This is a genomic window from Gilliamella sp. BG7 (assembly GCF_046635565.1).
Classification (GTDB): Bacteria; Pseudomonadota; Gammaproteobacteria; order Enterobacterales; family Orbaceae; genus Gilliamella; species Gilliamella apicola_P.
The window spans coordinates 1-19422 of sequence record NZ_JBIDFB010000007.1; the positions used below are offsets into that span (position 1 = coordinate 1).

Genomic DNA, 19422 nt, shown 5'->3' on the forward strand with positions numbered 1-19422 from the left:
GGCTAATAAAGCACTATTTGAATATATTGAAATCTATTATAATCGGATACGCCGTCATTCAGCCAATGGCTGGGTATCACCTGAACAATATGAACAACAATATTACCAAAACGAAAAAATGATAGAGGTGGGCACTGTCTAATATTTTGGCGAGGATCAACCAAATAAAACTGATGTGATCAAGTTATATTCAAAATCTATTGATAGAGAAAAAAATCAAGAATGGTTATATGTAGGTTTAGCTAATGATCGAGCAACAAAGGGGGTATATACATCTTAGCCAATTAGAATTTAGGGATAAATAGTTCTAATAAATTATTATTGTTCCTCTTCTTTAGCGAGGATCATAGTTTTGTTTTTTATTTATATTCATTACAGTAGTTTCTCAAATTACTGTAAGCAACGTGAGTAATTCTTACACCTTAAAAAATGACAGAGTGATGTGTTGAAGCTAATTATAAAGGATAACTCGATTTAGATGGACGTAATAAAATTCTTGGTATATTGTTAAAGTGCTAACTCAAAAATGGGAGCAAATTTGGCTAATGCTCCCTTTTAAAAGAATTAGTTAAAACTCATTATTCAATTGTGAGATAAGGCAGATTCTGTTATACTACATTCCCGTCTGATTCTTGTATGTTGTATTGGTTTTGATGTCTTAAAATCGATGCAATATTGTTCTAATAAATTAATAATGGTCTGGTATTAATGGTCACGAATTATATTTTTGTTACAGGCGGTGTCGTTTCTTCCCTTGGTAAAGGCATTGCCGCAGCATCTCTAGCTGCAATTTTAGAAGCCCGCAATTTAAATGTCACCATGCTCAAACTTGATCCCTATATCAATGTCGATCCAGGTACAATGAGTCCTATTCAACATGGTGAAGTGTTTGTGACTGAAGATGGTGCAGAAACCGATCTTGATTTAGGTCATTATGAACGTTTTATTCGCACTAAAATGACGCGAAAAAATAATTTCACTACAGGACGTATTTATTCTGATGTGTTACGAAAAGAGCGACGTGGTGATTATTTAGGGGCTACGGTTCAAGTTATTCCTCATATCACTAATGCAATTAAATCACGTGTAATTGATGGAGCAAAAGGTTTTGACGTTGCAATTGTTGAAATTGGTGGTACTGTTGGTGATATTGAATCACTTCCTTTTTTAGAAGCGATTCGTCAATTAGCGGTTGATGTTGGCCGTGAACATACATTATTTATGCACTTAACGTTAGTACCTTATTTGGCCTCTGCTGGTGAAGTCAAAACCAAACCTACGCAACATTCAGTAAAAGAGTTGTTGTCAATTGGTATTCAACCCGATGTATTAATTTGTCGATCCGATCGCATTATTCCTGCTCATGAACGAGCTAAAATTGCACTATTTTGTAACGTGCCTGAGCGTGCAGTGATTTCACTTAAAGATGTCGATTCTATTTATAAAATTCCGGCATTATTAAAATCACAAAACTTAGATACTTTTGTTTGTAAACGTTTCAATCTTGATTGTAAAGAGGCCGATCTTTCTCAATGGGAACAAGTCATTTATGAAGAAGCGAACCCAGTTGGTGAAGTGACTATTGGTATGGTGGGTAAATATATTGCTTTACCCGATGCCTATAAATCAGTGAATGAAGCATTAAAACACGGTGGATTAAAAAATCGTTTAACGGTGAATATCCGTTATATTGATTCAGAAGATCTTGAGTCACGTGGTACTGATTTGCTAGAAGGTTTAGATGCTATCTTAATTCCTGGTGGATTTGGTTATCGTGGTGTTGAAGGCAAAATTATGGCAGCTCGCTATGCCCGTGAAAACAAGATCCCGTACTTAGGTATCTGCCTTGGTTTACAAGTGGCTATGATCGAATATGCACGTAATGTTGCGGGTATTAAAGATGCAAATTCAACCGAATTTGTGAAAGATTGCGCAAGTCCAATTATTGCTTTAATTACTGAGTGGAGTGATCAGTCAGGTAATGTTGTGCAACGTAATGAAAACAGCGATTTAGGCGGTACAATGCGTTTAGGGTCTCAGATTTGTCATTTAGAGCCAAATTCATTAGTATACGGTATGTATAAAAATGAATCGATTACCGAGCGTCATCGACATCGTTATGAAGTAAATAATAATTTATTGCCTGAAGTGGTTAAAGCTGGGTTAAAGGTTACCGGTCTTTCAACGGATAGAAAGTTGGTTGAGATTATCGAAATCCCAGATCATCCATGGTTTGTTGCGTGTCAGTTCCATCCAGAATTCACATCAACACCACGAGATGGACATCCACTATTTAGTAGTTTTATAAAAGCTGCCAAAGCTTATCAAGAGCAGCAACAAAAATAGTTTTAAATTAACATTTGTAATATATCTGTCATATAGAGGAAAATAACATGGCAAAAATCGTTAAAGTACATGGTCGTGAAGTGATCGACTCTCGTGGTAATCCAACTGTTGAAGCGGAAGTTCATTTAGAAGGTGGATTTGTTGGTCTTGCAATCGTGCCATCTGGTGCGTCAACAGGTTCACGTGAAGCGTTAGAACTTCGTGATGGTGACAAATCTCGCTTTTTAGGTAAAGGCGTATTAAAAGCGGTTGAAAACGTTAACGGCCCAATTGCTAAAGCTGTAGTGGGTAAAGATGCGTTAGATCAAGCCGCTGTCGACCAAGCTATGCTTGACTTAGATGGAACTGATTTTAAATCTAATTTAGGTGCTAACTCAATTCTTGCTGTATCTTTAGCAACGGCTAAAGCAGCTGCAGCAGCTAAAGGTGTGCCACTTTATCAACACATTGCTGACCTTAATGGTACTCCAGGTCAATATTCAATGCCATTACCTATGATGAACATCATCAACGGTGGTGAGCACGCTGATAATAACATCGACTTACAAGAATTTATGATTCAACCAGTTGGTGCTAAAACAGTACGCGAAGCAATCCGTATGGGTTCAGAAGTATTCCACAACTTAGCAAAAGTTTTACATGCTAAAGGTATGAATACTGCTGTTGGTGATGAAGGTGGTTTTGCGCCTAACTTAGGTTCAAATGCTGAAGCTTTAGCATGTATTAAAGAAGCAGTGGAAAAAGCAGGTTATGTTTTAGGTAAAGACATCACTTTAGCAATGGACTGTGCGGCTTCTGAATTCTATAACAAAGAAACTGGTAAATATGTATTGAAAGGTGAGGGTAACAAAGAATTCACTGCTCAAGAATTTACTCATTACTTAGAAGGTTTAACTAATGAATATCCAATCCTATCAATCGAAGACGGTTTAGATGAAAGCGATTGGGAAGGTTGGGCTTACCAAACTCAAGCACTAGGTCACAAAATCCAATTAGTGGGTGATGATCTATTTGTGACTAATACTAAAATCTTCAAGCAAGGTATTGAAAAAGGTATCGCTAACTCTATCTTAGTTAAAGTAAACCAAATCGGTACATTAACTGAGTCTATCGCTGCAGTTAAAATGGCGAAAGATGCAGGCTATACTGCAGTTATTTCTCACCGTAGCGGTGAAACCGAAGATTCAACAATTGCTGATTTAGCAGTAGGTTTAGCAGCAGGTCAAATCAAAACTGGTTCAATGAGCCGTTCTGACCGTGTTGCTAAATATAACCAATTAATCCGTATTGAAGAAGCTTTAGGTTCAAAAGCACCATTCAACGGTTTAAAAGAAGTTAAAGGTCAATAATTCTTTTTTATAAAAGATATTATTGCTTAAAAAACGGTGACTAGCTCACCGTTTTTTATTTTTATTTAATTTAATCTTACATAATCATAGGAACAGTTGCACCAACTTAGGTTGTGTTGTACTCTTATCGTTTGATTTTTTTATGGCTGATTATAAATATCAATGCGTATTGATTTAATCGCCAGTAATTGACAGAATAACTAACTCGATTTTAATTTCTACTTATGAATAATATTACGAATATGTCTAGGCCAAAAAGTAAATGGCAACTTTTTAACTGGCTTTATACTGGTAAATTACCATTAAACGAATTATGGCTTAATCCGACTTATCGTTATAAGTTTTTTTTCAGAACCTTGTTTTTAAGTCCAATCACTTTAAAATGGCTTAATAAATTAAGACAGTACCCACTACTTGGCGATTATTTTTCGTGCCAAACAAATTTGCCGTGTAAATTACAGCGTCCTTATTTAGCTTCTTGCTTGAGTCAAAAAGCCCGTTATGACGCTTTGGCATATCACTATGATTTTTTAGCTAAACAACCTGACAGCGTAAGCAAGGCTTTTTATAATCCACAATTGCCTTTTGTATTGGCTGATGTAACGGTTAAAAATGAACAAAGCATTCAAATAGCAGTGCAAGCCCGTAATAAATTTGCAAGAGAGGGCGAAATCAGCCTTTATTTTTATGATAGTGATGGCATCGACTTAGCCACTTTGACGTTTTCAATCGTAGAATATCAAGGTAAGCCAACACTATTTATTGCAGGATTACAAGGCACAGGACATGATGATGCGCGCACGCGTGTGCAAAAAGCAACTAAAGCGTGCTATGGGTTGTTTCCTAAACGTATTGCTGTCGAGGCTGCGTTGACGGTTGCACGTTATTATCAGTTAACGCAAATTGTTGCTGTGGGCAATAAAACCCATATATATAATAATTGGCGTTATAACAGCCGTCAGGAGCGTATTTTGTCTGATTATGATGATTTTTGGTTAACACTTGATAGCAAACAAGATGCCAATGGTTTATTTATATTACCAAGCCAAACTAATCGAAAATCCATTGAAGAAATCGCCAGTAAAAAACGTTCAGAATATCGAAATCGTTACGCTTTATTGGATCAGCTTCAACTTAATATTGAGCAAAAATTAGCATCATTGTCTTGATGATTAGCAGTAATATTTTAAAACATAGGTTTGATCCAATTATTTAAAAATAAAAATCAAGAATAGTTAAGGAATAAAATATGTATTTTGGTATTCTTATTGCGTTAGTGCCATTGTTTATTGGTTATTTAATTAAGATTAAAAATGATAATTTGATGACCAAGATTAACCAAACATTGAGTTGGATGGTTTACCTTATTTTATTCATTATGGGATCTGAACTTGCACATTTAGATAACTTAACTACAAATTTACAAATGATTTTATGTTATACCGGTGTTCTTTTTGTTTGTACATTTGGCGGTAATTTTGTTGTTTTAATTATTTTTGATTATTTTCTTTCTACCAAAGCATATAAAACAGATCAAACTTACGAATCACGTTTTAAAATGATTTTTGAGTCATTGCGTGTTTGTATTGCATTAATTATCGGGTTTATTTGCGGATTATTTCCATTATTTATTTGGCAATATGCAGAAAGTACCACTCAAGTTGTATTGGTTTTTTTATTGTTTTTAGTCGGTATTCAATTACGCAGTAATAATATTTCAATCAAGCATATTCTGCTCAACAAAATAGGCATAATTACAACGCTAATAGTTACGATAAGTGCATTTTGGGGGGGCATTGTTGTGTCATTTGTTTTAGATTTGCCCGCACGAGTTGGTCTTGCTATGTCATCGGGTTTTGGTTGGTATTCGTTATCGGGTATTTTAATGGCAGAAGCCCATGGTCCAATTATTGGTAGTGCCACGTTTTTAAATGATATTCTGCGTGAATTATGCGCAATTATCTTAATCCCAACACTAATTAAACGCTACCAATTAACCACATTAGGTCTGTGTGGTGCAACATCAATGGATTTTACACTCCCCATGCTACAAAAAGGTGGTGGAATAGCCATTGTACCTGCCGCTATTGCCCAAGGTTTTTTATTGACACTAATTATGCCGATATTTATTACGCTATTTAACTATGGTGGATTTTAGCCTAAAGAAAGCCAAGCCAACATAATACTGAAAGACCACATGAGGCACTAAATAATATGACGCCCATTGAATTTAAAATATAAAAACAAGCAGCATGATTTTCTACGTCTGTTTTGTACTAACTATGGGGTATTTACATTCTTGTTTGCTAAGGTGAAGAAGTAATTCTTTTCTTTTTTCATCGGCCAAATCAAAAATTTTTTTCATTTTATGCTGAAATTCACTATCTCTATTATTGGAGTGCATCCAGCCAAGTCTTCTTTCTCTTGACTCTGGATCAAAACAGTGACATAGATTTGCCAGTTTTTGACTGCCTATTTTTTGTTCTAACCATTGTTGAGGATCGTGTTCCATGAAAGGGATAACAAGGCTAGATTTGGTATGCAATGCAATACCTTTTAAGGATGATAGTTTGGCTATCCCCCATATATCTCTATCACAAGCGACTAAATGTGAAATATAAAAATCTGGTTTCTTAGGTTCAGTATATGTATTACTCAAATCATCCATCAATCGAAAAATAAAAAGATCCCATGCACAGTTTTGAATGAATTTAATAGGATCTTGCTTTTGATGTAATCCATTGAGCTTTTGTGTTAATGAAGAAAAATTATCATGGAACAAAATATCTGCACAGCATGCTAGCTCTCGAATCATGAGTATTTCCAAGTCTTTATCCATGAAGTGAAAGAGTTGTTCTAATTTATTTTCAGGTGATTTACAAGAAGATATCTCAAGAATTTTACTCTGAGTCAATAAAAGTTCAATTAATAAGCACCGAAAATTAATAGCCTCACTTAATCCATTATTTAGATTATCCAGAAAACTATTGAATATTGGCTCAATCTCATGTTCAGATTGCTCACGAAAATTGGCCTGATATATCCTTGACCACTTTTCATCCAAAGGGCAATCAATTTTTTTTAAAGCATTTATGGCTGCAAATGTTTTTTTACTACATTCGATAGTTTCAGGGTTAGATTGATAATGCCGTTGTGCTTCATAAAGATAAAAATAAGGATTTACATTACTGTAATCAATATTTAGGGCTTGAATTTGCTTCAATCTCTTTTTTAATTGTTCTGTATGATGATTTTTATAGGCAAGAGAATAAATATAACTGGCAGTATTAGAATCAAAGTAAGTACCCAAACCACATAAATATGGGACTGTATTATTGTGACCAATCATATTAGAATCAATAATAAATAATGATTTGCCTTTATAAATTGATTGGATACCTACTGTTTCATCAATAATAGTATTTTTTAATTTGAATGTTCCTTCATTGTTATCAGATGCATAAATATAACGCCAATATTTTAATATTTCGTAGTTGTCTTTATAAAAATTAATTGCATCAATTGGTGTCGCTTTTTGAGAAAGGTTAAACAAAGCTTCTTGTGTTTCGATATCATTCATGATTTTCACCTATCTAGTATTAAATATTTTTATTAGTTACAGTTAACTAAAATAAAAAGATTAATAATCTACAGTATATACAATACAGAGAAATAAAAAATAGAAGATTGTTTGCTTATAGAAAAGCGTCGAGTTGTTTACACTTCATGATTAAAATAGTCCTCTAAAAACTCATAAGGCGTTTTCCCTGAAATCGCTTTATGCGGTTTAACGATATTATAAAAATTAATGAAACGTTTAAGCTTTGTTGCCTGTCTTTTGCATTACTAAATATTTGTTAATTATCCCACATCTCAATTCAAAGTTTGTATCATTTTTTCAGCTTTCCCATTGTGTTGTCTGGCGGGTTTGGTGGATTTTTGATTGATACGATGGTTATGACATATTTTAACAAATTGGTGTTCACTTATGCCTTGATATTCACGCCCATTATCGGAATAAATGCATTCAATAGTATAAGGTGATTGGGTTAACTCATCGTTTTGTAAAAACTATGCTGAACTAAATTGGGATTTATCAGGGTAAATACCAGCATAAAGCTCACATGAAAAATCATCTATGCCAACAAAAAAATATTCTCTAATTTGCCGTTTCGTTTCATTTTTAAGTAAAGGTAAACGGTTGGTATCAACATGCAACATTTCACCTAGATAGGTTTTGTTATAACGTTTAGCCTGTCGTCTTAATTTATCTTCAATGGAATTTTAGACTTTAATTAGACGTTTTATTTCATAACTGATGTTTTTATAACGTTCATTCTTACTGCTTAAAGAGACAAAAGCTTTAATCGAGCTTTCTTTAGTACGTTATAAATGGTAGGGCGACTGACCAGCGTTTTGCCAAATCAGTGGCTGTTATTTTTTCTTTATGATATAAGCGCAATATCTCTTGTCTGGTGATAAGGCGTTAGTTTTGTTTTTTATGTGTATTCATTACAGTAGTTTCTCAAATTACTGTAATGTGGTATGTCCACACTTTTAGTACTAAAAAGATAAGGTCATCGATTTCTTTTGTATTCAATCGGCGACTGGTAATTTAATGTTAAATGAAGTCGGTTATAATTAAACCAATCCACATAGTGATTAAATTCCAATTTAAGTTGCGCCAGTGAATCAAAAATAGTATTTGACACAAATTCTGTTTTCACTGCTTTAAATGTGCTTTCTGCAATTGCGTTATCATAGAGGCAGCCTTTGCGACTTAACGACTGTTTAATTCCAAATGCTGTTAAACATTCATCAATCAAATGATTATCAAACTCTTTACCTCTATCAGAATGAAACAACTCAATCGTCTGTAAGTTCATTGGAATTTGACTCATAGCTTGCATGACCAGTGCCACTGTTTTATGCCTGCCAGCACTTCGTCCCACTATTTCTCGATTACTGATATCAACAATTACACGAAAGTGGTGCTAACGTTGTTTAACCTTCACATAGGTTAAATTGGTCACTAATATCTTTTGTGGTTGACCTATATCAAATTCTCGATTAAGTTCATTCCCCACCAGCGATTCATTGCTTTTTTCTGTTTGAATACAATATTTTTTACAGGTGTATTTCGAAACCCAGCCATTTTTCGCCATGATTCGACCTATTCGGCGTCGAGATACGGTTATGCCTTGCTTTCTCAGCTCTGCTTGCAGACGCCTTGTACCATAAGCTTGATAATTATTATTAAAAATTTCACCCACTATTTCACTCAGCGATATATCTTGTGGTTGCTGCGTCAATTGCCGTTGATAATAGAAACGATTTCGGGTTACATTTAAACATCGACATAATGCACGTAAGCTGTATCGATGCTTATTATGTAAAATTAACTCGATTTTCTTCCCATTATCAACGCCGCTTGCTTTAGGATATCATTCTCCATTAACAAGCGTTTATTCTCTTTGCGTAGCGCGATAAGTTCGTTCTCTTCAGTTCGACTGATTATCTTTTGCGATGAATGAGCCGGTAGTTTAGTACTGCGTTATCCACTTATCTAATGCTGATTTGGTGAGGTCATACGCTGCGACGATATCCACACGTTTTTTACCATTTTGATATAGCATGACCATTTGTTTTTTGAACTCGTTAGTAAAGCTACGTTTTCTTCTTCGCGATGAATCGATTGCCATTGTTGTTACCTTCTTTTATTTTTAGTTTATCATAACAATGACCTTATAAAACTGGTACTAATTAGTGTAGCCGATCCAATCAAAAATTCACCAAACCCGCCCGTCCGCAAACTAATGGGAAAGCCGAAAGAGTGATACGAACTTTGAATTGCGATGTGGCATAATCAGAATATATTTAGCGATTCAAATGAGAGAAAACAAAAGCCTAAACGCTTTATTAATTTTTATAATACCGTTAAACCGCATAAAATAATTTTTGGAAAAACGCCTTATGAGTTTTTAGAGGATTATTTTAACCATGAAGTGTAAACAACTCGGCGTTTTCATACACTTTAATAAAAATTTGATTGTGTTCTTAAAACATTGGCAACAGTTTTTCTATTTGTAAATTAAAGTGCAGTCCCTTTGGTTGGAATAAAGAATTGATCCGTGTTAATACTTTCTAATGTTAATAACTTTATTTTTTTATCTATTCCACCAGCATAACCTGTTAAATTACCGTTTGCGCCGATAACTCGGTGGCAAGGAATAATGATTGATATGGGATTATGACCAACAGCCCCGCCTACGGCTTGGCTAGACATGCTTGCTTTGTTTGTTTTAATGGCGATCTGTTTTGCGATATCGCCGTAAGTAATGACCTGGCCATATGGAATTTTGCATAAAATTTCCCATACTAAGTTTCGAAAAGGCGTGCCATTTGGTGCGAGCTCTAATTGGTATGGATTCGGTCTTTTTTCTAAAAAATAATCATCAAGCCATTTTTTTGTTGAGTTAAAAATGGTTAAATTAGATTTTTCTTCTGTTCGTGTATTGAGTATATGACCAAAATATTTTTCACCTTCAATCCAAGCCCCAACTAACTTATTTTGTTGACTGGCTAGGGTTATTAGTCCCACTGGAGATGAGTAATTGCATAAATAAAACATATTGGCCTTTTAGTAATATTTAATAAATACACTATTAAATTATGCTTGTTTATAGCGATAAATACTACAAATTTATCGATTAATATTATGAGTTAATAGTAAATGTGGAATATGGCTCATTGGTGAGCCATACATTTTGAAGTTATTTTGCTTGATTTTTACCTTTTTCGACGTAGCTCATATCTCCAAGGCTTTCAACAATAAATTTACCATCGTCGGTGTAACGAATTTTAGTAACACTTGCGTTACCTAATCCAGCTGTAATTGGTTTATCTTGCCATTCTTGAACCATAGCCATAATTGCTAAACCGTGAGATACCACAAGCACGTTGCCACCACCTTGTGCTTTGGCTGATTCAGCAATGGCTTTTAATGATGCTTGCATACGATTTTTTACTTTATTGTAGTCTTCGGCTTCGCCTGATTTCTCAACTGCGGCGATTGCATCCATCATTGCTTTTAGGGTAACCTTGCCTTGAGCCATATCCGCCATTAGCTCTTTATCTGATGCATAACCTAAATGCTGTGCAGCTGGTGTCCACATGTTCGGATCAAAATCTCCTTCATAATCGCCAAAACACTGTTCACGCAAGCCTTCCATTTCATTAATTTGAATTTTATCGCCTTTAGTTTCTAAAACAATGCGAGCAGTTTGTCGTGCTCTACCTAAATCACTTGAATAAACTGAAATAAATTTGACATCTCTCAACCCTCGTCCTAATTGTTCTGCAACCTCGACACCTGGCTTTGTTAGCGGTGTATCAGACCATCCTTGGGCACGGTGTACGTTATTAAACATAGTTTTACCATGGCGAGTGACATAGATATATACATCATCCGCAAAAGCTTGCGATAAGGTCGTTATTGAAATAATTAATGAACTAATTAATATAATAAATTTTTTCATTGTTTTGTCCTCTTTATAATAAATTAAATCGGTAATCAATTACCGTTTCCGCCGAAAGTGAAGGTGAACGTTGGTATTTTCCGTGTCTAAGTTTTGGTGTTAGATCCGAAGCACTGACTGTTTTATAAGACCAACCATATCCAACCTTCGATAAAATAGAAAAATTTCTAAAAGCGCCACTAGTTGGTTTCCATATATCAAAAACGTTAATTTCGCCATTTTTTAATGTATTATGTTTGTAGTTAAATTGGCCATAATTCATATATAAGCCTGTACTATTATCTTTAATAAAATCATAACTCATTACTGTTGTTAGTACCAGTTCACCATCACGCAAATAATCTGCGCCAGCAGCGGCAAGACCGTTAAAACGAGCACGAGTATTTTTACCCAAATGTCGATTATAATATCCGATAGCGTTATGTTTGTTAGCATCTGTATAAGCTAAACCGACTTTAATACTCCAGTCTTCTTCTTTCCATTCGACATCGGTTGCATAGTGCCATGCGTGATCTTCAAACTCCTTTTTGTTTTGTTTCATGGCATCATAATTGTCAAGAGCATAACTTCCGTAGAATTGTCCACCTAAGATTAATTTTTGTATTGGTTTATAAGACAATTCAATTACATGGCGTCTTAAATAATCTTTAGCAACACCATAAGAATAATCTAAAGTGAGATCTTTATCTTTATAAGCGATCTCAGCTGTTGAAATATTATTAATGACTTTTTTACGATCTGCCGTTAAAAAACGCAATTTTTTAGCAGATTCGCGGGGTAGGGTGCTATCAATATAAGCTAATGAAAAATAAACGTTATCATATTTTAGAATTCCGCTATAACCAAGATAGCTATTGCGAGTAAGATGTTTGGTTGAACTTATGACGCCTAAATCTTTCAAGCTATGCCATCCTGCTTTACCATTAAAGTTAATGTCATCATTACCTAATTTTATTTTGGCATAACGTTGGGTAAATTTATTAAATCCGTGAGCGTTATGTTTGTTATAGCCTTTACCATCGTTATAAAGTAGGTTACGGGTCGCAAAGTAATCACTAGCGCCTAATCTTATTATGTTATCATAGGTGACATCAAAACCAATCATGTCAAATAAATAACCCGATTTATAATCAAAACTAAATGCTTGCCCCCAAGCGCTGTGTACCTCTTTAGGTTGGGATGCATTTTCTTTTAAATATTTCCAATGGTTTCGGGTAGAAAATATAAATTTGGTTTCTTTAAAAAATGTATCATCGAGGATTGAGTTTTGGGTTGTTGCATTTGCTAGAATAGAATAACTTGATATCCCTAATAGCATTGTTGTGAGATATTTTATTTTCATTGTTCTTTTTCCTAATCGTTTTTATATTAAAAACCTAAATACCAAATCAGAGATAACTCTCTAATTAATATTTAGGTTTTGCCTGCCAAAAAGCAGTAACAATCTAATAATTTAAAGTTTTGTTTTATTTTTATGTATATATGTTTTTATAGTAATATGATTAATTTAAATAATTTATATCTCTATTCGATTAGTTATTTACCTTGTCACATGTTTATTAAAAAATAATAGGGGGATAAGTAGCATCAATCCTCCCAGATTATTTTATGCTTTCAAATTTTTACCTTGTGATGAAATCACGGATTGATACCAGTAGAAGCTTTTCTTTTTATAACGATTTAATGTGCCTGTGCCATCTTGATTTAGATCTACATAAATAAATCCATAGCGTTTAGTGACTTCGGCTTTAGATGCACTGATAAGATCTATTGGTCCCCAGCTGGTGTATCCCATGACTTCAACACCATCGTTAATGGCTTCTCTGATTTGTACTAAATGATCATTCATATAATTAATCCGATAATCATCATTAATTGTATTGTCTACTTCTAATTTATCTTTAGCACCTAAGCCATTTTCGACAATAAATAACGGTTTTTGATAACGCTCATAAAGTAAATTAAGAAGATAACGAATCCCAATTGGATCGATCTGCCATCCCCACTCGGAAGCTTTAAGATAAGGGTTAGGCACCATATCTAAAATATTACCTTTGGTTTTTTGTGACTCATCATTTGTTGCACAGCAACTCATGTAATAACTAAATGAAACAAAATCGACTGTTTCTTTTAGATCTTGTTTATCTTGTTCAGTAATATCAAGCTTAATATGATTTTCTTTAAAGAAGCGATTCATATAGGTTGGGTAATAACCACGCACCTGAACATCCCCAAAAAATAACCAACCATGATTTTCTTGATGAGTTTCCCAAACATCTTCAGGTTTTGGTGTAAGAGGGTAAGCCACAGCACCTAATAACATGTTACCAATTTTTGCATCTGGAATGATTTGATGACAGAGTTTAACCGCTCGGCCGCTAGCAACTAATTGATGATGGATTGCTTGGTAGATTTGCTGTTTGGTGCTATTTCTGTCCAAACCAACACCGGTGAAAGGTTCATGTAATGACATGTTGATTTCATTGAAGGTAAGCCAATATTTAACCTTATTTTTATAGCGTTCAAAAACAGTTTTAGCGTAATGAGTGAAAAATTCAATGACTTTACGATTTTCCCATCCACCATATTGAGTAACAAGATAATAGGGCATTTCATAATGTGATAAAGTGACTAGTGGTTTTATGTTGTGTTTTGCCATTTTATCAAATAATTTATCATAAAAGGCTAAACCAACTTCATTTGGTTGTTCTTCATCGCCATTAGGAAATATGCGTGTCCAAGCAATTGATGTGCGTAGACAAGTGAAACCCATTTCAGCAAATAGAGCAATATCTTCAGGATAGCGATGATAAAAATCGATAGCTTTGTCTTTAATACTCGCAATATCAGTTTCATTGCGATTGATGATGTCACCAAATAAACCATTTGGCGTACAATCTGATGTAGATAAACCTTTGCCACCTTCACGGTAAGCCCCTTCAACTTGATTAGCGGCAATGGCACCGCCCCAAAGAAAATCATTAGGAAATTTTGTTGACATGTTTTACTCCTTATTTTGGGATAACGCTAATAAAGCCTCTCCACTTTGAATATTATCTTGTTCAAAGATACATTGTATATCTTGATAACTATCACTATTAGTAATGATAATTGGTGTGGTAACTTCAAAACCAGCTTGCTTAATTGCCTCTATATCAAAACTGACTAGCAAATCACCTTTTTTTACTTTGCTACCAGCTTCTACGTGAGCCTCAAAATGTTGACCATCTAATTTAACGGTATCAATACCGATATGAATTAATATTTCAGCTCCAGATTCGGTTTGAAAGCCAATTGCGTGTTTAGTTCGAAATAATGACACAACTTCACCATCATCAGGTGCAACAGCTTGACCAACAGTTGGAATGATTGCAATACCTTTACCCATTAATTCACTGGCAAATGTTGGATCTTTTACCTCACTTAATGGATTGACTTTGCCTGACATTGGGCTATAAATCGTGGTTTTATTTTCAGTATCGATGTTGTTAGAAGATGAATTATCAATTTCATTCGTTTGAGATTTATCTTTATATATACCAAAGAAGTAAGTAACGATTGTTGCAATTGTAAAGGAAATAATTGTAGCAATAACAACCGCATAAAATCTTGCATCAACCCCTTCAATTGGAATTAATTGTAAAAATGAAAATATACTAACCATACCAAACGAATAAGTGACAGTGTGATGATAACCAACAATAGCCCCACCAATTGCGGCAGACAAACAACCAATAACAAATGGTTTTTTTAATGGTAAATTCACGCCATAGATTGCGGGTTCTGTCACACCAAAAATCCCTGATAATACAGATGAACTTGCTAATGCTTTAAATTGCTTATCTTTAGAACGTAACATTACCGCTAATGCTGCCCCTGTTTGTGCAAAAACAGCCGGTAATAAAATAGGTAACATAAAGTCTTCATGATAAAGAGCCAAGTTATTCATCGAAAATGGTACTAATCCCCAATGAACCCCAAATATCACCATGATTTGCCAGCCAGCTGCTAAAATCATTGAAGCAATTACAGGATTTAATTGATAGATGAAGATAATTCCAGAGGCAATAAGGTCACTTAACATTGACACAACAGGGCCAATAACCGCAAAAGTTAACGGTACGGTAATTAATATGCTGAGTAATGGCGAGATAAATTTTTTAAACGAATCATGCAATATTTTATTAAAAGCTCGTTCCAATATAGAATATACCCAACTCGCTAAAATAATTGGAAATACCGATGATGCATAAGGGATTAGACTAATTGGGATTGAAAAGAATTCGGTTTGTAATTCTAATGCGCCTCCCATCATACCGACAATATTAGGGTGAACTAATGCACCGCCAATTGCCATGCCTACATAGGGGTTACCGCCAAATTTTTTAACAGCAGAAAATCCTAAAATAATAGGTAGGTAATAAAAAGGTGCATCAGCAATGGCAAATAGGAAATTATAAGTAGGTGTTTCAGGGATAATGACATTGATTACTTGTAACAACGAGATTAGACCTTTTAAAATCCCGCCAGCAACAAGTACAGCAAGAGCTGGAATAAAAATGCCCGAAACCAGATCAATCAATTTAGAGAAAATCCCCGATTTTTTGCCTGATTGCAAGGTTGGTTGATTATTTTCATTAAGGTTTGTCAGTTGCATAATGTCACTATATACATCAGCAACATTATTACCGATAACAACCTGAAATTGTCCTCCACTTTGTACAACTGTAATCACACCAGCTAACTTTTTTAATGTTTCTGCATCGGCTTTGTTATCATCCTTTAATACAAATCTTAAACGAGTAGCACAATGCACTAAGCTGATAACATTGTCCTTACCTCCAACATGTTGAATAATTGATTCGGCAAACTGTTTATTTTTCATACCTTATCCTTTTCAATGCAAAAAAAAACCTAAATCCCTTTAATTTAAGGAATTTAGGTTTTGCTCGCATAGCTAACTGCTTTTCTATGCAATAACAATCCAAAAATGATTTAATAAAATTAGCATGATTTAAGAATAATGGATATAGTTTGTTTAAATATAATGATTAAAATGTGAGTTATATCACATTATTGATTTTTCAGTTCAGTTCGTAATCGTTCAATATGAATAGTTAAATAGAGACTTTCGTCATCAGAAAGTGGATGTTGATATTGTTGTATTAAATGTAAATCTATCTGTTTAGTACAAATATAGGCTAGTTCGTATTTTTGTCGTACTAATTCATACAAAGAGTTATCTTGTTGTGTTTGCTTGCTGTGGCTTAAAATACGGTGAGCAAAAAATTTTAAATGAGTAACAAAACGTTGATAAGATAGGCAATTTTCGTCATATTCAAAGTTAAAGTGGTATTTCACTATATTAAGAATTTCGCGCATGATTTTAGTCATATTAACAATATTGGGCATTGTGTCATTTAATTGCGCATTGATAATATGAAAAGTAATAAAACCAGCTTCGTCTTCAGGTAATTCAACAGATAATCGTTCTTTTATTATTGATAAGGCATACAAACCGATTTGAAACTCTTTAGGGTAAAACTTTTTGATTTCCCATAGAAATCCATTAGGAATATCAAATCCTTGCTGGTGGCGCTCAATAGCAAAATGGATATGGTCGGTCAGCGAAATATAAATGCTGTCTTGTAATATGCCATCTATGCATTGTTTTGCATGATTAATAATAATTTCAGATGTGGCTAACACTTCAAAAGGAATTTTTGAAAGTAATTCTTCAAATTTAGGGTATGTTTCTTTATTATCGAGTGAAAACTGCTTTTCAATAAGATTTGTATTAATTAAGTCACCTTCACGTTTTTTAAATCCAATTCCACGACCAGTAACAATTAATTCATTACCTTTAGCATCAAGTGTAACAATAACATTGTTGTTTAATATTTTATAAACTTTCATTGGGTGTGATTAATTATATATGTCTATTTATTATGAATAGACATAAAAAAATCGGAAGCAAAAATATAAAGAAATGTGATAAATATCATATTTTAAAAAAATATTGCTTTTCTTTTACTATAAAAAAGCCCCGATAGGGTTAATGTATCGAGGCTGCTTAGTCTATTATTTTATTATTGTGTTAATAATTTATTCATGGTTTGAATAAATTTACTTGGATCGCTAAGTGAACCTTTTTCAGCAAGTAAAGCCTGATCTAGTAGTAGTTCTACCCAATCGTTAAATATGCTTTCATCTTGTGTATCGGCAATACGTTTAACCAGCTTATGATCTGGATTGATTTCAAACGTGTATTTGATTTCTGGTGCTTTTTGACCTGCTGCTGCAAACAATTTAGCCATTTGTGTGCTCATTTCGTCGGCAGCAGTGGTAACAATCGCAGGTGTATCAGTTAAGCGATGCGTTAATTTTACTTCTTTCACTTTATCGCCTAATGCGGTTTTAACTCGTTCAATAAATGGTTCAAGTTCTTTTTCAACTTGCTTTTGTTGTTCAATATCTTGATCGGCTAATTTTTCGATTGATTCGTCTGATTTACTGATAGACTGGAACTGTTTGCCATCAAATTCAGTTAAGTTACTCATCATCCATTCATCAATACGATCGGACAATAATAATACTTCAATACCTTTTTTACGGAATAGCTCAAGATGAGGACTATTTTTTGCCGCACCATAGCTATCAGCGGTAATATAGTAGATCTTTTCTTGACCTTCTTGCATACGGCTAATGTAATCATCTAACGAAACAGTTTGCGCATCGCTATCAGTGTGAGTTGACGCAAAACGAAGTAATTTTGCAATTGCTTCACGGTTTGTAAAGTCTTCACCAGTACCTTCTTTTAATACTAAACCAAACTCACTCCAGAACTGTTGATACTGTTCTTTATCGTCTTTAGCAAGTTTTTCAAGCATTTGTAACACACGCTTAGTACATGCATTACGTAAGTTTTGGGTGATTTTGTTATCTTGCAAAATTTCGCGCGATACATTTAATGGCAAATCATTTGAATCAATTAAGCCTTTTACAAAACGTAAATAGTTAGGCATAAATTGTTCAGCATCATCCATAATAAATACACGTTGTACATACAGTTTTAAGCCGTGTTTATTATCACGATTCCACATATCCCAAGGCGCTTTTGCTGGAATATAAAGTAAGCTAGTATATTCTTGTTTACCTTCAACACGGTTATGACTCCAGCTTAATGGATCGGCAAAGTCGTGTGACAGATGTTTATAAAACTCTTTATATTCCTCGTCAGTCACTTCTGATTTACTACGAGTCCAAAGAGCTTGTGCTTTGTTAACTTTTTCCCATTTGACTTCTTTGCTTTCTTCATCAGTAGTTTGTACTTCAACAGGAAGTGAAATGTGATCAGAATATTTGCTGATAATAGAGCGTAAACGCCAATCGTCTAAAAACTCTTTTTCATCTTCTTTTAAGTGTAAAGTAATTTCTGTACCACGGGTTTCTTTATTATCATCAGATATAGTATATTCGCCTTCCCCTGTTGACTCCCACATAACTGCTTCGTCAGCTTTTGCGGTGGCTGCGCGCGTTCTAACAGTGACTTTATCGGCAACGATAAAAGCAGAATAAAAACCTACACCAAACTGACCAATTAATTGGCTATCTTTGGCTTGATCGCTACCAATGGACTCTAAAAATGCTTTGGTACCTGATTTAGCAATGGTACCTAAGTTTTCAATCACTTCATCACGAGTCATACCAATACCATTATCGGTAATAGTCAAAGTGCCTGTTTCTTTATTAGTTGAAATGCGCACACCAAGTTCACCATCGCCAGCATATAGATCTGGATTTTCTAACGCTTTAAATCGAAGTTTGTCGGCTGCATCGGATGCGTTTGAAATAAGTTCTCTTAAAAAAATCTCTTTATTTGAGTATAAAGAGTGAATCATTAAATGTAGAATTTGTTTAACTTCGGATTGAAATCCACGAGTTTCAGTACCAATTTTGCTCATCGATGAGTTCCTCACATAAAATTAATTAGCCCTAATAATATAAAAATAAATATCAGCAATATAGATTTTAACCTTCTATTTTTTTAATGTACTGCTTTATAAAATTATTTTTAACACTATTTGGACACAAGTTGTTTAATAGTTTAATAATTGATGAATTGTTATATGGGAATAAAAAATGGAATTTCAAGGGAGAATATTAATGAAATTAATATGATTACATTT

14 protein-coding genes and 1 pseudogene are annotated in these 19422 nt (G+C 34.1%); 5 read left to right on the top strand and 10 right to left on the bottom strand.

Going from position 1 to position 19422, the window contains the following annotated elements:
* From ACGH49_RS05895 to ACGH49_RS05915, 5 genes are all read left to right on the top strand, one after another.
* The coding region (locus ACGH49_RS05895; protein ID WP_411588684.1) for an IS3 family transposase at nucleotides 1–142 on the top strand (142 nt) is incomplete at its 5' end.
* Between the two features lie 566 nt (nucleotides 143–708).
* Nucleotides 709–2346 carry a glutamine hydrolyzing CTP synthase gene (gene pyrG, locus ACGH49_RS05900; RefSeq protein WP_065561398.1) on the top strand — a complete coding sequence of 546 codons (1638 nt, stop codon included), beginning with the start codon at nucleotides 709–711 and terminating at the stop codon, nucleotides 2344–2346.
* Nucleotides 2347–2393: 47 nt separating this feature from the next.
* Entirely contained in the window at nucleotides 2394–3695 is a 1302-nt protein-coding gene (eno, locus tag ACGH49_RS05905) for a phosphopyruvate hydratase (protein WP_411588598.1), read from the top strand.
* Between the two features lie 242 nt (nucleotides 3696–3937).
* Complete coding sequence (locus ACGH49_RS05910) at nucleotides 3938–4864, top strand: VirK/YbjX family protein (protein ID WP_411588599.1); 927 nt, start codon at nucleotides 3938–3940, stop codon at nucleotides 4862–4864.
* Nucleotides 4865–4944: 80 nt separating this feature from the next.
* Nucleotides 4945–5853 carry a lysine exporter LysO family protein gene (locus ACGH49_RS05915; RefSeq protein WP_411588601.1) on the top strand — a complete coding sequence of 303 codons (909 nt, stop codon included), beginning with the start codon at nucleotides 4945–4947 and terminating at the stop codon, nucleotides 5851–5853.
* 102 nt (nucleotides 5854–5955) lie between these two features.
* Here ACGH49_RS05915 and ACGH49_RS05920 read toward each other — a convergent pair whose 3' ends face one another.
* The 10 genes and pseudogenes from ACGH49_RS05920 to htpG all read right to left on the bottom strand — a co-directional run bounded on the left by ACGH49_RS05920 (nucleotide 5956) and on the right by htpG (nucleotide 19197).
* Nucleotides 5956–7275 (bottom strand): hypothetical protein, encoded by a 1320-nt coding sequence (locus ACGH49_RS05920; RefSeq protein WP_411588602.1) that lies wholly within the window; start codon nucleotides 7273–7275, stop codon nucleotides 5956–5958.
* A gap of 491 nt (nucleotides 7276–7766) precedes the next feature.
* Nucleotides 7767–7916: a hypothetical protein gene (locus ACGH49_RS05925; RefSeq protein WP_411588603.1), complete on the bottom strand. Its 150-nt coding sequence runs from the start codon at nucleotides 7914–7916 to the stop codon at nucleotides 7767–7769.
* Between the two features lie 356 nt (nucleotides 7917–8272).
* Nucleotides 8273–9397, bottom strand: a pseudogene (locus tag ACGH49_RS05930) (IS3 family transposase).
* A 389-nt stretch (nucleotides 9398–9786) separates the two neighbouring features.
* The gene (locus ACGH49_RS05935) at nucleotides 9787–10326 is read right to left on the bottom strand and encodes a methylated-DNA--[protein]-cysteine S-methyltransferase (protein WP_065608349.1); all 540 of its coding nucleotides are present in this window, start codon (nucleotides 10324–10326) and stop codon (nucleotides 9787–9789) included.
* 142 nt (nucleotides 10327–10468) lie between these two features.
* Nucleotides 10469–11233 (bottom strand): histidine phosphatase family protein, encoded by a 765-nt coding sequence (locus ACGH49_RS05940; protein ID WP_065609484.1) that lies wholly within the window; start codon nucleotides 11231–11233, stop codon nucleotides 10469–10471.
* A 13-nt stretch (nucleotides 11234–11246) separates the two neighbouring features.
* Complete coding sequence (locus ACGH49_RS05945) at nucleotides 11247–12575, bottom strand: hypothetical protein (protein ID WP_411588605.1); 1329 nt, start codon at nucleotides 12573–12575, stop codon at nucleotides 11247–11249.
* 264 nt (nucleotides 12576–12839) lie between these two features.
* Nucleotides 12840–14234, bottom strand: coding sequence for a glycoside hydrolase family 1 protein (locus tag ACGH49_RS05950; protein ID WP_411588607.1), 1395 nt, complete (start codon nucleotides 14232–14234; stop codon nucleotides 12840–12842).
* A gap of 3 nt (nucleotides 14235–14237) precedes the next feature.
* Nucleotides 14238–16118 carry a beta-glucoside-specific PTS transporter subunit IIABC gene (locus ACGH49_RS05955; RefSeq protein WP_411588608.1) on the bottom strand — a complete coding sequence of 627 codons (1881 nt, stop codon included), beginning with the start codon at nucleotides 16116–16118 and terminating at the stop codon, nucleotides 14238–14240.
* A gap of 188 nt (nucleotides 16119–16306) precedes the next feature.
* Nucleotides 16307–17149, bottom strand: a complete 843-nt coding sequence (licT, locus tag ACGH49_RS05960) for a BglG family transcription antiterminator LicT (protein ID WP_411588609.1) — start codon at nucleotides 17147–17149, stop codon at nucleotides 16307–16309.
* A gap of 173 nt (nucleotides 17150–17322) precedes the next feature.
* Complete coding sequence (gene htpG / locus ACGH49_RS05965) at nucleotides 17323–19197, bottom strand: molecular chaperone HtpG (RefSeq protein ID WP_411588610.1); 1875 nt, start codon at nucleotides 19195–19197, stop codon at nucleotides 17323–17325.
* Nucleotides 19198–19422 lie beyond the last annotated feature (225 nt).

What these genes read in the sequence shown, in the direction of transcription:
- htpG (WP_411588610.1), bottom strand. Translation starts at nt 19,197, where the DNA reads ATGAGCAAAATTGGTACTGAAACTCGTGGATTTCAATCCGAAGTTAAA.
- ACGH49_RS05950 (WP_411588607.1), bottom strand. Translation starts at nt 14,234, where the DNA reads ATGTCAACAAAATTTCCTAATGATTTTCTTTGGGGCGGTGCCATTGCC.
- ACGH49_RS05940 (WP_065609484.1), bottom strand. Translation starts at nt 11,233, where the DNA reads ATGAAAAAATTTATTATATTAATTAGTTCATTAATTATTTCAATAACG.
- ACGH49_RS05915 (WP_411588601.1), top strand. Translation starts at nt 4,945, where the DNA reads ATGTATTTTGGTATTCTTATTGCGTTAGTGCCATTGTTTATTGGTTAT.
- ACGH49_RS05925 (WP_411588603.1), bottom strand. Translation starts at nt 7,916, where the DNA reads ATGTTGCATGTTGATACCAACCGTTTACCTTTACTTAAAAATGAAACG.
- ACGH49_RS05935 (WP_065608349.1), bottom strand. Translation starts at nt 10,326, where the DNA reads ATGTTTTATTTATGCAATTACTCATCTCCAGTGGGACTAATAACCCTA.
- eno (WP_411588598.1), top strand. Translation starts at nt 2,394, where the DNA reads ATGGCAAAAATCGTTAAAGTACATGGTCGTGAAGTGATCGACTCTCGT.
- licT (WP_411588609.1), bottom strand. Translation starts at nt 17,149, where the DNA reads ATGAAAGTTTATAAAATATTAAACAACAATGTTATTGTTACACTTGAT.
- ACGH49_RS05945 (WP_411588605.1), bottom strand. Translation starts at nt 12,575, where the DNA reads ATGAAAATAAAATATCTCACAACAATGCTATTAGGGATATCAAGTTAT.
- pyrG (WP_065561398.1), top strand. Translation starts at nt 709, where the DNA reads ATGGTCACGAATTATATTTTTGTTACAGGCGGTGTCGTTTCTTCCCTT.
- ACGH49_RS05920 (WP_411588602.1), bottom strand. Translation starts at nt 7,275, where the DNA reads ATGAATGATATCGAAACACAAGAAGCTTTGTTTAACCTTTCTCAAAAA.
- ACGH49_RS05955 (WP_411588608.1), bottom strand. Translation starts at nt 16,118, where the DNA reads ATGAAAAATAAACAGTTTGCCGAATCAATTATTCAACATGTTGGAGGT.
- ACGH49_RS05910 (WP_411588599.1), top strand. Translation starts at nt 3,938, where the DNA reads ATGTCTAGGCCAAAAAGTAAATGGCAACTTTTTAACTGGCTTTATACT.